Annotated in this window: 10 protein-coding genes; 5 read left to right on the top strand and 5 right to left on the bottom strand. The window is 58.6% G+C overall.

The features are described from left to right. The 4 genes from dnaA to gyrB are packed head-to-tail and all read left to right on the top strand — an operon-like array spanning position 1 to position 6206. Complete coding sequence (gene dnaA / locus CLM72_RS00005; RefSeq protein ID WP_105225256.1) at positions 1-1518, top strand: chromosomal replication initiator protein DnaA; 1518 nt, start codon at positions 1-3, stop codon at positions 1516-1518. Positions 1519-1556: 38 nt separating this feature from the next. Beyond that, positions 1557-2660 (top strand): DNA polymerase III subunit beta, encoded by a 1104-nt coding sequence (dnaN, locus tag CLM72_RS00010; RefSeq protein WP_003187250.1) that lies wholly within the window; start codon positions 1557-1559, stop codon positions 2658-2660. Between the two features lie 20 nt (positions 2661-2680). Then, on the top strand, positions 2681-3784 hold the full coding sequence (recF, locus tag CLM72_RS00015) for a DNA replication/repair protein RecF (protein WP_020302573.1): 1104 nt from the start codon (positions 2681-2683) through the stop codon (positions 3782-3784). A gap of 4 nt (positions 3785-3788) precedes the next feature. Then, on the top strand, positions 3789-6206 hold the full coding sequence (gene gyrB, locus CLM72_RS00020) for a DNA topoisomerase (ATP-hydrolyzing) subunit B (RefSeq protein ID WP_017528682.1): 2418 nt from the start codon (positions 3789-3791) through the stop codon (positions 6204-6206). A gap of 104 nt (positions 6207-6310) precedes the next feature. On the opposite strand, the gene CLM72_RS00025 is transcribed toward gyrB, so the two are convergent. Beyond that, positions 6311-7033: a response regulator transcription factor gene (locus tag CLM72_RS00025; RefSeq protein WP_073526337.1), complete on the bottom strand. Its 723-nt coding sequence runs from the start codon at positions 7031-7033 to the stop codon at positions 6311-6313. Positions 7034-7445: 412 nt separating this feature from the next. Between CLM72_RS00025 and CLM72_RS00030 the strand changes: the two genes are divergently transcribed. Next, entirely contained in the window at positions 7446-9725 is a 2280-nt protein-coding gene (locus CLM72_RS00030) for a CHASE2 domain-containing protein (protein WP_105225257.1), read from the top strand. Positions 9726-9906: 181 nt separating this feature from the next. On the opposite strand, the gene CLM72_RS00035 is transcribed toward CLM72_RS00030, so the two are convergent. The 4 genes from CLM72_RS00035 to glyQ form a co-directional block, all read right to left on the bottom strand. Continuing rightward, positions 9907-10677, bottom strand: coding sequence for a 1-acyl-sn-glycerol-3-phosphate acyltransferase (locus CLM72_RS00035; protein ID WP_003187258.1), 771 nt, complete (start codon positions 10675-10677; stop codon positions 9907-9909). A gap of 82 nt (positions 10678-10759) precedes the next feature. Further along, the gene (gene gmhB / locus CLM72_RS00040) at positions 10760-11296 is read right to left on the bottom strand and encodes a D-glycero-beta-D-manno-heptose 1,7-bisphosphate 7-phosphatase (RefSeq protein WP_161793233.1); all 537 of its coding nucleotides are present in this window, start codon (positions 11294-11296) and stop codon (positions 10760-10762) included. 2 nt (positions 11297-11298) lie between these two features. Beyond that, positions 11299-13353 (bottom strand): glycine--tRNA ligase subunit beta, encoded by a 2055-nt coding sequence (gene glyS / locus CLM72_RS00045; RefSeq protein WP_105225258.1) that lies wholly within the window; start codon positions 13351-13353, stop codon positions 11299-11301. Then, positions 13350-14303 (bottom strand): glycine--tRNA ligase subunit alpha, encoded by a 954-nt coding sequence (gene glyQ, locus CLM72_RS00050; protein ID WP_003187265.1) that lies wholly within the window; start codon positions 14301-14303, stop codon positions 13350-13352. The genes glyS and glyQ overlap by 4 nt, the downstream gene beginning before the upstream one ends. Positions 14304-14376: the final 73 nt, after the last annotated feature.

The raw sequence follows: 14376 nt of genomic DNA on the forward strand, positions 1-14376 counted from the left end.
GTGTCAGTGGAACTTTGGCAGCAGTGCGTGGAGCTTTTGCGCGATGAGCTGCCTGCCCAGCAATTCAACACCTGGATCCGTCCGCTACAGGTCGAAGCCGAAGGCGACGAGTTGCGTGTCTATGCGCCCAATCGTTTTGTCCTCGACTGGGTCAACGAGAAGTACCTGAGCCGCGTTCTCGAATTGCTCGATGAACATGGCAACGGTCTGGCGCCTGCTCTCTCTTTGTTAATAGGCAGCAAGCGCAGCTCGGCTCCCCGCGCCGCGCCGAATGCGCCATTGGCCGCCGCCGCGTCGCAAGCCCAGGCCGCAGTGGCGCCTGTCGCCGCAGCACCTGCACCGGCAGCTGCGCCGTCCAAGCCGTCGTCGCGCAAAAATGCGCCAGAGAATGAGGAGCCGTCCCGCGACAGCTTCGACCCGATGGCCGGTGCCAGCTCCCAACAGGCGCCTGTGCGCTCCGAACAACGTACTGTGCAGGTAGAAGGCGCGCTCAAGCACACCAGTTACCTGAACCGCACGTTTACCTTCGAGAACTTTGTCGAAGGCAAGTCCAACCAGCTGGCCCGAGCGGCCGCCTGGCAGGTCGCCGATAACCCCAAGCATGGTTACAACCCGCTCTTCCTTTATGGCGGCGTAGGCTTGGGTAAGACGCACTTGATGCACGCCGTCGGTAACCACCTATTAAAGAAGAACCCGAATGCCAAGGTGGTTTACCTGCATTCGGAGCGCTTCGTGGCCGACATGGTCAAGGCTTTGCAGCTCAACGCAATCAACGAGTTCAAACGTTTCTACCGCTCCGTTGATGCCTTGTTGATCGATGACATTCAGTTCTTCGCTCGCAAGGAACGTTCCCAAGAGGAGTTCTTCCACACCTTCAACGCCCTGCTCGAAGGTGGCCAGCAGGTCATCTTGACCAGTGACCGTTACCCGAAGGAAATCGAAGGCCTGGAAGAACGTCTGAAGTCGCGTTTCGGCTGGGGCCTGACGGTTGCAGTCGAGCCACCCGAGCTGGAAACCCGCGTTGCGATCCTGATGAAGAAAGCCGACCAGGCTAAAGTCGATCTGCCGCACGATGCTGCGTTCTTCATCGCCCAACGCATCCGTTCTAACGTGCGTGAGCTGGAAGGCGCGCTCAAGCGGGTCATCGCCCACTCGCACTTCATGGGCCGCGATATCACCATCGAGCTGATTCGCGAGTCCTTGAAAGACTTGTTGGCCTTGCAGGACAAGCTGGTGAGTGTGGATAACATCCAGCGCACCGTGGCCGAGTACTACAAGATCAAGATTTCCGACCTGCTGTCCAAGCGCCGTTCGCGCTCGGTCGCACGTCCACGCCAAGTTGCCATGGCCCTCTCCAAAGAGTTGACCAACCACAGCCTGCCGGAAATCGGTGATGTGTTTGGCGGACGCGACCACACCACGGTCTTGCATGCATGCCGCAAGATCAATGAACTTAAGGAATCCGACGCGGATATTCGCGAGGACTACAAGAACCTGCTGCGTACACTGACTACGTGATGACACCAGCGCAGCTTATTAAGGCAAGGGACTAGACCATGCATTTCACCATTCAACGCGAAGCCCTGTTGAAACCCCTGCAACTGGTCGCAGGCGTCGTCGAGCGCCGACAGACCTTGCCGGTGCTTTCCAACGTATTACTGGTGGTCGAGGGGCAGCAGTTGTCCTTGACCGGTACCGACCTGGAAGTCGAACTGGTGGGTCGCGTCCAGCTCGAAGAGCCCGCCGAACCGGGCGAGATCACCGTGCCGGCGCGCAAGCTGATGGATATCTGCAAAAGCCTGCCCAACGATGCGCTGATCGACATCAAGGTGGATGAGCAGAAGTTGGTGGTCAAGGCAGGCCGTAGCCGTTTCACCCTGTCGACCTTGCCGGCCAATGACTTTCCAACCGTAGAAGAAGGCCCGGGCTCGCTGACGTGCAGCCTGGAGCAAAGCAAGCTGCGTCGTTTGATCGAGCGCACCAGCTTCGCTATGGCTCAGCAGGACGTGCGTTACTACCTCAACGGTATGCTGCTGGAAGTATCGGAAGGCATCATCCGCGCCGTGGCCACCGACGGTCACCGTCTGGCAATGTGCTCGATGCGTGCCGATATCGGTCAGCCAGATCGGCACCAGGTGATTGTTCCACGCAAAGGTATCCTTGAACTGGCGCGTTTGCTCACCGAGCCGGACGGCAACGTCAGCATCGTGTTGGGCCAGCACCACATTCGTGCCACCACCGGCGAGTTCACCTTCACCTCCAAGCTGGTCGACGGCAAGTTCCCGGACTACGAGCGTGTGTTGCCTAAAGGTGGCGACAAGCTGGTGGTCGGTGATCGTCAGGCCCTGCGTGAAGCCTTCAGCCGTACTGCGATTCTGTCCAACGAAAAGTACCGTGGTATTCGCCTGCAGCTGGCCAACGGCCAACTGAAAATCCAGGCCAACAACCCGGAACAGGAAGAGGCGGAAGAAGAAGTGGGTGTCGACTACAACGGCGCATCGCTGGAAATCGGCTTTAACGTGAGCTACCTGTTGGACGTGCTGGGTGTCATGACCACCGAACAGGTTCGTTTGATCCTGTCGGACTCCAACAGCAGCGCCTTGGTGCAAGAATCTGACAACGACGACTCGGCTTACGTTGTCATGCCGATGCGCCTGTAATCATGCTCAGCAGAAGCTAGATGTCCCTTAGTCGCGTCTCGGTCACCGCGGTGCGCAATCTGCACCCGGTGACCTTCTCCCCTTCCCCCCGCATCAACATCCTCCATGGCGCCAACGGCAGTGGTAAAACCAGCGTGCTGGAAGCCATCCACCTGCTGGGGCTTGCGCGTTCCTTCCGCAGTGCCCGTCTGTTACCCGTGATTCAGTACGAACAATTGGCCTGTACCGTATTTGGCCAAGTGGAACTGGCTGAGGGCGGTCATAGCAGCCTGGGGATATCGCGTGATCGCGGTGGCGAATTTCAGATCCGAATCGACGGGCAAAATGCGCGCAGCGCAGCGCAACTGGCAGAGATCCTGCCGTTGCAACTGATCAACCCCGACAGCTTTCGATTGCTGGAGGGGGCCCCGAAAATCCGCCGGCAGTTTCTCGACTGGGGCGTGTTCCACGTGGAACCACGCTTCATGGCCACTTGGCAGCGCCTGCAGAAGGCCCTGCGGCAGCGGAACTCATGGCTGCGGCATGGTACACTTGACGCCGCTTCGCAAGCAGCCTGGGACCGTGAACTGTGCCTGGCCAGCGACGAAATAGATGAATACCGCCGCGCCTATATCAAAGCCTTGAAACCAGTCTTTGAGCAGACCTTGAGCGAGTTATTGGACCTTGAGGGGCTGACGCTGAGTTATTACCGGGGTTGGGACAAAGAACGTGAGCTGAATGCGGTGCTCGCAACGTCCTTGCAACGGGATCAGCAAATCGGACACACCCAGGCCGGCCCCCAGCGCGCTGACTTGCGCCTTAGATTAGGTGCACACAATGCTGCGGATATATTGTCCCGCGGCCAGCAGAAGTTGGTGGTCTGTGCGTTGCGTATCGCGCAAGGCCATTTGGTTAGCCAGGCTCGACGCGGTCAATGTATTTATTTGGTGGATGACTTGCCGTCGGAACTCGACGAGCAGCACCGCCGCTCGCTATGCCGCTTGTTGGAAGACTTACGCTGCCAGGTGTTTATCACCTGTGTAGACCACGAATTATTGAGGGAAGGCTGGCAGACGGAAACGCCAGTCGCTTTGTTCCACGTGGAACAAGGCCGTATCACCCAGACCCACGACCATCGGGAGTGAAGGCATGAGCGAAGAAAACACGTACGACTCGACCAGCATTAAAGTGCTGAAAGGTTTGGATGCCGTACGCAAACGTCCCGGTATGTACATTGGCGACACCGATGATGGTAGCGGTCTGCACCACATGGTGTTCGAGGTGGTCGATAACTCCATCGACGAAGCTCTGGCCGGTCACTGCGACGACATCAGCATTATCATCCATCCGGATGAATCCATCACCGTGCGTGACAACGGTCGTGGCATCCCGGTAGACGTGCACAAAGAAGAAGGCGTTTCGGCGGCAGAGGTCATCATGACCGTGCTCCACGCTGGCGGTAAGTTCGACGACAACTCCTATAAAGTATCCGGTGGTTTGCACGGTGTAGGTGTGTCGGTAGTGAACGCCCTGTCCGAAGAACTGATCCTCACTGTCCGCCGTAGCGGCAAGATTTGGGAGCAGACCTACGTCCACGGCGTACCACAGGAACCGATGAAAATCGTCGGTGACAGTGAAACCACCGGTACCCAGATCCACTTCAAGCCATCGGCTGAAACCTTCAAGAACATCCACTTCAGCTGGGACATCCTGGCGAAGCGGATTCGTGAACTGTCTTTCCTTAACTCCGGTGTCGGCATCGTCCTCAAGGATGAGCGCAGCGGCAAAGAAGAGCTGTTCAAGTACGAGGGTGGCCTGCGTGCGTTCGTTGAATACCTGAACACCAACAAGACCGCGGTCAACCAGGTGTTCCACTTCAACATTCAGCGCGAAGACGGCATCGGCGTGGAAATCGCCCTGCAGTGGAACGACAGCTTCAACGAGAACCTGTTGTGCTTCACCAACAACATTCCACAACGCGATGGCGGTACTCACCTGGTGGGTTTCCGTTCCGCGCTGACGCGTAACCTGAACACCTACATCGAAGCGGAAGGCTTGGCGAAGAAACATAAAGTCGCCACCACCGGTGACGATGCCCGTGAAGGCCTGACGGCGATTATCTCGGTCAAGGTACCGGATCCGAAGTTCAGCTCCCAGACCAAAGACAAGCTGGTGTCTTCCGAAGTGAAGACCGCGGTTGAACAGGAAATGGGTAAATACTTCTCCGACTTCCTGTTGGAAAACCCGAACGAAGCCAAGCTGGTCGTCGGCAAGATGATCGATGCTGCCCGCGCCCGTGAAGCCGCACGTAAGGCCCGTGAGATGACACGCCGTAAAGGTGCGTTGGATATCGCCGGCCTGCCAGGCAAACTGGCTGACTGCCAAGAGAAAGACCCTGCCCTCTCCGAACTGTACCTGGTGGAAGGTGACTCTGCTGGCGGTTCCGCCAAGCAGGGTCGTAACCGTCGCACCCAGGCCATCCTGCCGTTGAAGGGCAAGATCCTCAACGTTGAGAAGGCCCGCTTCGACAAGATGATTTCCTCCCAGGAAGTCGGCACCTTGATCACGGCATTGGGTTGCGGTATTGGCCGCGATGAGTACAACATCGACAAGCTGCGTTACCACAACATCATCATCATGACCGATGCTGACGTCGACGGTTCACACATCCGTACCCTGCTGCTGACCTTCTTCTTCCGTCAGTTGCCGGAGCTGATTGAGCGTGGCTATATCTACATCGCCCAGCCGCCGTTGTACAAAGTGAAAAAGGGCAAGCAAGAGCAATACATCAAAGACGACGACGCCATGGAAGAGTACATGACGCAATCGGCCCTTGAAGATGCGAGCCTGCACCTGAATGACGAAGCGCCGGGCATCTCGGGTGAGTCGCTGGAGCGCCTGGTCAACGACTTCCGTATGGTCATGAAGACGCTCAAGCGTTTGTCGCGCCTGTACCCTCAGGAGCTGACCGAGCACTTCATCTACCTGCCAGCCGTGAGCCTGGAGCAGTTGGGCGATCACGCCGCCATGCAAGATTGGCTGGCCCAGTACGAAGTGCGCCTGCGTACGGTGGAGAAGTCTGGCCTGGTATACAAAGCCAGCCTGCGTGAAGACCGTGAACGTAACGTATGGCTGCCAGAGGTCGAACTGATCTCCCACGGCCTGTCCAACTACGTCACCTTCAACCGCGACTTCTTCGGCAGCAACGACTACAAGACCGTAGTCACCCTAGGGGCTCAACTGAGCACCCTGCTGGACGACGGTGCTTACATTCAGCGTGGCGAACGCAAGAAGCAGGTCAAGGAGTTCAAGGAAGCCTTGGACTGGTTGATGGCGGAAAGCACCAAGCGTCATACCATCCAGCGCTATAAAGGTCTGGGCGAGATGAACCCTGATCAGCTGTGGGAAACCACCATGGACCCTGCTCAGCGTCGCATGCTGCGCGTGACCATTGAAGACGCCATTGGCGCAGACCAGATCTTCAACACCCTGATGGGTGATGCGGTCGAGCCTCGTCGTGACTTCATTGAGAGCAATGCCTTGGCGGTGTCTAACCTGGACTTCTGATCAGGCACATCAGCTAAAAACAAAAGGCCAACGCTTAGCGTTGGCCTTTTTTATTGGTCTGCAGACTCGAATTCTTAAATGCTCCACGTGGAACATCGGCGTACTCAACTTTGCGCGGCGGGTGTCACACTCTCCAAACGATACCCGTACCCATAGATCGTCAACAACTGCCAACCGCGATCAGCTGTCAGCCCTAGCTTGTTACGCAGGCGGTAGATATGCGTGTCCAACGGCCGCGACGACACCATTTCTTCGTGGCTCCAGAACCGTTCATACAGGTACTCGCGAGACAACGGTCGGGCCAGGTTGGCAAATAGACAGCTTGCCAAACGGTATTCCCGTTCTGTCAGGTTGATGGGTTTGCCCGCACGGGTGACGGTCAGTTCTGCATCGTCGAACGTCAAATCGTTAAAGCTCTGCACTTCTTGGGTAGCCGACTTCTGCAATCCGTGGCGCCGCAGGACGGCGCTGACTCGGGCTTTGAGTTCGTTGGGCCGAAACGGCTTGCTGACATAATCATCCGCCCCGCTATTCAACGCTGTCACGATGTCACTCTCGGCGTCGCGACTGGTGAGCATGATGACGGCGGGAGGCGATTCCATGTGCTCGCGAGTCCAGCGCAATAACGCGATCCCGGAGATGTCCGGCAGTTGCCAGTCAAGAATCAGCAGGTCAAAGGTTTCCCGGCGTAACTGGCGCAGCAGATCTTCACCGCGCTCAAAGAAATGCAGGGACCAAGGCTGTTCAGCCGGGCCGGGAATCTGTCGCAGTGTCTGTTCCACCCGTCGCAATTCCGCGGGTTCGTCATCCAGTATTGCGACACGCATGGGTGGGGTCCTTCCTACAAAAATACGAGAGCTTGAATGGGAGGCACATGCTGTACAAGTGCCTGCCTCTGAATCTGAATAATTATGGACGGATTCTACGTTGCTCGGATCTCTCGATACGCTGAAAGCGCCGTACACTCCACCCACTACGATCCTCAAAGAAAGATACCGGCTCCTGTCGGTCAGGAAAAGGGTCGGTGCCGATCGCCTCGCCGGTGCGTTATGCCTGCTTCAATGTACGGTATCGTTCATTGCGAGGTCGCGGGAAGTCCTCCAATGAGACCCAAATAAGCTTCACTGGTTTCAGAACACCGTATGCACTTCATCGCAACCCCATGGAGAGGGATCCTGGGCTTATGACACCTTTACTCAATGACCATCAACTTCTTGGCACCCACTTGGCGGTAGCCCTGTGAACCTTTGGCGCAAAGCCGAAAAACGCCAACCTACCCAGGCCCAGCTTTTGTTTCATGGGCTGGTTCGTGAATGGCTGTTGATCGGTTTGGTGCTCCTGCCCTTCACCGCCTACTTATCCTTGAGCGCGGGCCTGGCACTCAACAATCCGCTCTATGACAGCCTGCGCCGCCTCACGCCGTTACCGGTAGACCCACGCATCGTTCTGGTGACCATTGATACGCCCAGCCTGGAAGCACTCGGCCCGTGGCCCTGGCCGCGCAACGTGCATGCCGAACTGATTGAACGCCTGAACGCCGCACAGCCAGCGGGCATTTTGTTTGACGTGATCTTCAGTGAGCCCGGCGACAATAATGACGACCAACAACTGGCCGATGCCGTCTGCAAAGCCGGCAATGTATTGCTGCCCATCGCCGGGGACAGCAGCGTCAGCCCCAAGGCCCAGGTAACGCCGTTGTCGCCACTGCTCAAGTGCGCCAAGGGCGTCGGGCACATCAACGTCGAAGCGGATAACGACGGAGTGGTGCGCAGCGTGTATCTACGTGAAGGCCCGCCGGGAAGCACGCTTCCTCAGTTGGCGTGGCTGGCATTCGCCATGAGCGAGCAAGCCGAGACGATGCCGGGCCTGCCGCAAGAGCCTACTGGAGGTCACTGGCACCAGGAACATGAAATCCGTGTGCCGTTCACTTCGGAACCAGGCCATTTTCCCAGTGTGTCCTACGTCAGCGTATTGCGCGGCGAGGTACCTCCCGAGTCGCTGCGTGGTCGGCTGGTTCTGATCGGCGCCTCAGCCTATGGCATGGCCGATCGGTTCGTGACGCCGCTCTCTTCCACCGTAGGTACCACAGCGGGCGTTGAGATCCAGGCGGACGTACTGAATGGTTTATTGCAGGGCCGCAGCATCGTCGATTTGCCCGGCTGGCTGGCGGCGTTGCTGGCAACGTCCCTGGTGGCCCTGCTGTTGGGCCTTCTGCTTGTGCGCCCACGCTACGCCCTGTGGATGACCTTGGCAGGCATGGCCGTGGCTTTGCTGGGCTCATGGGCCTTATTGCGCCTGGGCCACTGGTGGAGCCCCGCAGCGTGCCTGATCGGTTTGTTGCTGAGTTACCTGATCTGGAATTGGCGACGTCTGAGCGTGATCCTCGCCTACTTTGGCTGGGAACTGGCACGCCTGGATAACGAGCCCAAGGTGCTTCCGGAACGTCGTCGCGCGCCCGCCAGTAAGGGCGATGTGCTGCAAGGGCGGATCTTTGCCCTTGAACAAGCCGTCAGCCGTACCCGCGATACGCGGCGCTTTATGGCTGATGGCTTGGAGTGCCTGCCGGTAGCGACCCTGATTACCGATCCCCAGGGCAGTATCCTGTTGGCCAACCGCGTGGCCCGTGAAGTATTCGGCAATGACCTGGTCGGCGAAAACCTCGTCGAACAGCTCGCCGATCTGGGTTATCCCCCGCTGCACAATGGCGTACGCCCTACCCTGTCGGCGTTGGAACTGGTCGAGTTTCGCGATATCCACCAACGCAGTTTGCGCATGGAACTGGCACCTTTGCTGCCTGCCGAAGGGGATTTCGCCCTCGGCTGGTTGTTGAGCCTCACGGACCTGAGCAAGGAGCGTGAAGCCCAGCAGCACCGCGAGACCATGCTGCGTTTCCTTTCCCACGACCTGCGTGCACCGCATTCAGCGATCCTCGCCCTGCTGGACGTGCACAACGGGGAGTCCCCGGTGTTTACTCAGATCGAACAGCAGGTACGGCGGGCCTTGAGCCTGACCGAATCCTTTGTGCAATTGGCCAAGGCTGAAGCGGACGGTTACCAGTTCCAGCCCACCCTGTTTGCCATGCTGGTGATGGACGCCTTTGACCAAGTGGCGGTGATTGCGCAGTTGAAGGGCATCCATTTGGTCCACGACCTGGATGAGGCGGATGAGGCCATGGTCTATGCCGACCAATCGCTGCTCACCCGGGCGTTGTTCAATGTGCTTGAGAACGCGATCAAATACTCCCCGTCCGGCACCACCGTCACGTTGAGGCATGGCAGTGCGCAAGGCTGGTTGGAATGCGGGATAAGCGATCAGGGACCGGGGATTGCGCCTAAAGATCTACCGGAGTTGTTCAACCAATACCGACGTTTCGATTCGGCCCAGGGCAGTGAAGGTCTTGGGTTGGGCCTGACCATGGTCAAGGCGGTAGTAGAACGGCATGGAGGGCGGATCGTGTGCGAAAGTGAGCTAGGCAAGGGCTCGACGTTTATCCTGTTGCTGCCGCTATTGGAGGACTGAAAAAGCGGCTTTTCTGCTGTGCATAAAAAACCGGTCACAAGGACCGGTTTTTTTATGAAGAAAAAACTTATGCACGTTTTTCTGAATTTTATGAGCTTCAGAAATATGTAAGTAAATCAGCTTGTTATGAAGCAAAAAAGCCAATTCGCCAACAAAGCGTACACAGGTTATCCACAGATGCTCAAACGGCCGGCGTCTCCACCACCACCGGTTCCGGAGGCAGGGAGCCCATGGCCCGTTGCTGCGCCTCATTCCACGCCGCAGCGCGGTCGTTCAGGGCGGCGATGGCACGTGGTCCTTCGCCTTCTGCGTACATCGGCTCGCCGATCACTACAGTGATAGTGCCTGGGCGTTTAGCCCAGCCAGTCTTGGGCCAGAACTTGCCAGCGTTATGCGCAATCGGCAGCACAGGCAGGTTGGCGTTGACCGCCAGGGCGGTACCACCGCGTGAGAACTTGCCCACTGTGCCGTAGGGGACCCGCGTGCCCTCAGGGAAGATCAGCACCCAGACGCCGTCCTTGAGCAACTCATCGCCCTTCTTGGCGACATGCTTGAGCGCAGCCTTGGGGTTGTCCCGGTCGATGGCGATCGGACGCAACATGGCCATGGCCCAGCCGAAGAATGGCACATACAGCAACTCGCGCTTGAGCACCTGGCTCAACGGCGAGAAATACGCAGAGAGGAAGAACGTCTCCCAAGTGCTCTGGTGGTTCGAGAGAATCACGCACGGCTGATCAGGAACGTTTTCAGCGCCCTTGACCTCGAAACGAATATTCAGGAACACCTTGCTCAGCCACAACGCGCAGCGGCACCAGTAAACGTTGATGAAGCGATAGCGCGCCTTGAAGGGCAGGAACGGTGCAATAAAAAAGCTCAGGGTGCACCAGAGAAACGAACTGGTGCCCAGCAGCAGGTAAAAGAAAAAGGTTCTGATGGCCTGCAAGATCGACATGGCGGCATTTACCGTTGCGGGACACGGCCCGCCTGTTAAAAGCGCACTCCCGAACAGTCCTTGGTCAGGAAGTCGAGGGCGGCTAGTTGTTGATAAGTTCTGCGGCAACGGCCGCCAGATCGTCAAAAATCAAGGTGCCTACCGGCAGGTTTTTAGCCTGGGTCTTTTCGCCTTTTCCGGTTTTAACCAAAACTGGCTGAGAGTCGACGGCTTTGGCCGCCTCCAGGTCACCGAGGCTGTCCCCGACGAACCATATCCCAGCCAAGGGCACCTTGTAATGTTCTGCAATAATTTTCAACATGCCAGGCTTGGGCTTGCGGCAATCGCAGCCTTCGTCCGGCCCGTGGGGGCAGTAGACCACCAGCCCCACCTCACCGCCCTGTTCGGCCACTAACGTGCGCAACCGCGCGTGCATGGCGTCCAGGGTGGCGATGTCGTAGTAACCGCGGGCGATGCCGGACTGGTTGGTGGCGATGGCCACTGTCCAGCCGGCTTTGCTCAACTGCGCGATGGCCTCGATCGAACCGGGCAGCGGGATCCACTCCTCCACCGACTTGATGTAAGCGTCGGAGTCGTAGTTGATCACCCCGTCCCGATCGAGAATCAGCAGTTTCAACATGGTCAGCCCAGTACGGAGATGTCGGCGATATTGATGAACAAACCACGCAGGCGCGCGAGCATCGCGTAGCGGTTTTTGCGCACGCCGGCATCGTCGGCATTGATCATCACTGCTTCGAAGAACGCATCCACGGGCTCACGCAACGACGCCAGGCGCGCCAACGCTTGCGCGTAGTCACGCTCGGCGATCAGCGGCTTCACGGCGTTCTCTGCCTTGGCGATGGCCGAGTTCAGCGAGAACTCCTTGGCGTCGGCAAACAGGCCAGGGTCGACTTCGGCACTGCCGAGGTTATCGGCCTTGCTCAGCAGGTTCGACACGCGCTTGTTCACGGCGGCCAGGGCATCGGCTTCCGGCAGCTTGCGGAACGCTTGCACGGCTTGTACACGCTGGTCGAAGTCCAGTGCCGAACCCGGTTGCAGGGCACGTACCGACAGGTAGACGGAAACGTCCACGCCTTCGTCTTCGTAACGCGCACGCAGGCGGTCGAACACGAACTCCAGCACTTGCTCGGCCAGGCCGGCTTGCTTGACCTTGGTGCCGAACTGGCTGACAGCAAATACCACGGCCTGGGTCAGGTCGAGGTCCAGCTTTTTGTCGATCAGGATACGCAGCACGCCCAAGGCCGCACGGCGCAGGGCATATGGGTCTTTACTGCCGGTGGGCAGCATGCCGATACCGAAGATACCAACGAGAGTGTCCAGCTTGTCGGCAATCGCCACGGCTGCACCGGTCAGGGTGGTCGGCAGTTCTGCACCGGCACCGCGCGGCATGTACTGCTCGTTCAGGGCCAGGGCGACATCATCCGGCTCGCCGTCGTTGAGGGCGTAGTAGTAACCGGCCACGCCTTGCATCTCTGGGAACTCGCCGACCATCTCGGTGGCCAGATCGCACTTGGACAGCAAGCCGGCACGCGCAGCCCATGCGGCATCACCGCCAATACGTGGGGCAATGTAGGCCGCCAGCTTGGACACACGCACGGCCTTGTCGTAGACGCTGCCGAGTTTTTCCTGGAACACCACGTTTTGCAGGCGCAGGTTGAAGTCTTCCAGCTTCTGCTTCTTGTCTTGCTTGAAGAAGAACTCGGCGTCGGTCAGGCGCGGGCGCACGACTTTTTCGTTACCGGCGATGATCTGCTGCGGGTCTTTGCTTTCGATGTTGGCCACGGTGATAAAACGCGGCAACAACTTACCGTCCACATCCAGCAGGCAGAAGTATTTCTGGTTGTCCTGCATGGTGGTGATCAAGGCTTCTTGCGGCACATCGAGGAAACGCTCTTCGAACGAGCACACCAGCGGCACCGGCCATTCCACCAGGGCGGTCACTTCGTCCAGCAGGCTTGGCGGCACGATGGCGGTGCCTTCCTGCAGGCGGGCCAATTCTTCGGTGCGCTTGCTGATCAGCTCGCGACGCTCACTGGCGTCGGCCAGCACATAAGCAGCGCGCAGGTCGTTGAGGTAGTTGGCCGGCGAAGTGATACGCACGCTTTCTGGATGATGGAAGCGGTGACCACGGGACTCACGACCTGCCTTCTGGGCGAGGATGGTGCAATCGATGACCTGGTCACCGAGCAGCATCACCAGCCATTGGGTCGGACGCACGAACTCTTCCTTGCGCGCCCCCCAGCGCATGCGCTTGGGGATAGGCAGGTCGTTCAGGGAATCTTCAACGATGGTCGGCAACAGGCTGGCGGTCGGCTTGCCGGTGATGACCTGGCTGAAACGCAGTTTCGGGCCGCTCTGGTCGATCTCGCTCAACTCCACGCCACACTTCTTGGCAAAGCCAAGGGCGGCTTGGGTCGGGTTGCCTTCGGCGTCGAAAGCCGCCTGGCGCGGTGGGCCGTCCAGGTTGATGCTGCGGTCCGGCTGCTGGGTTTCCAGCGCGGTCAACAGTACCGCCAGGCGGCGCGGCGCGGCATAGACCTTCTTGGCTTGAAACTTCAGGCCTGTGGTCTGCAGGCCTTTTTCGATACCGGCCAGGAATGCATCGGCCAGGGTATTGAGGGCCTTGGGTGGCAGCTCTTCGGTGCCCAGTTCAACCAGGAAATCTTGAGCACTCATTGTGCAGCCTCCAGCTTAGCCAACACTTCATCACGCAAATCCGGGGTTGCCATCGGGAAGCCCAGCTTGGCGCGAGCCAGCAGGTAGGCTTGGGCGACGGAACGCGCCAGGGTGCGCACACGCAGGATGTATTGCTGGCGCGCAGTAACCGAGATGGCACGGCGGGCATCCAGCAGGTTGAAGGTATGGGACGCCTTCAACACCATTTCATAGCTTGGCAACGGCAGCGGCTGGTCGAGTTCGATCAGGCGCTTGGCTTCGCTTTCATAGAAGTCGAACAGTTCGAACAGCTTGTCGACGTTGGCGTGTTCGAAGTTGTAGGTGGACTGCTCCACCTCGTTCTGGTGGAACACATCGCCGTAGGTCACCTTGCCGAACGGGCCGTCAGCCCACACCAGGTCGTAGACCGAGTCCACGCCTTGCAGGTACATGGCCAGGCGCTCAAGGCCATAGGTGATTTCGCCGGTGACCGGGTAGCACTCGATGCCGCCGGCTTGCTGGAAGTAGGTGAACTGCGTCACTTCCATGCCATTGAGCCAGACTTCCCAGCCCAGGCCCCAGGCGCCCAGGGTTGGCGATTCCCAGTTGTCTTCGACGAAACGAATGTCGTGCACCAGTGGGTCCAGGCCCACATGCTTGAGCGAGCCCAGGTACAGCTCCTGGAAGTTGTCCGGGTTGGGCTTCAATACCACCTGGAACTGGTAGTAGTGCTGCAGACGGTTCGGGTTTTCGCCGTAGCGGCCGTCAGTCGGGCGGCGACTGGGCTGCACATAAGCGGCGTTCCAGGTTTCCGGGCCGATGGCCCGCAGGAATGTAGCGGTGTGGAAAGTGCCGGCGCCTACTTCCATATCGTAGGGCTGAAGTACCACACAACCTTGCTCGGCCCAGTATTGCTGGAGGGCGAGGATCAAGTCTTGGAAGGTACGCACGGCTGGCGTAGGCTGGCTCACGAAATTCACCTGTTACTTGGGCTGCGATTTAAAGAGCGGGAGTATACCCGATTCGGCCCCGCCACCACTCCCT

This window comes from Pseudomonas sp. MYb193 (assembly GCF_002966775.1).
GTDB classification, from domain to species: domain Bacteria; phylum Pseudomonadota; class Gammaproteobacteria; order Pseudomonadales; family Pseudomonadaceae; genus Aquipseudomonas; species Aquipseudomonas paracarnis.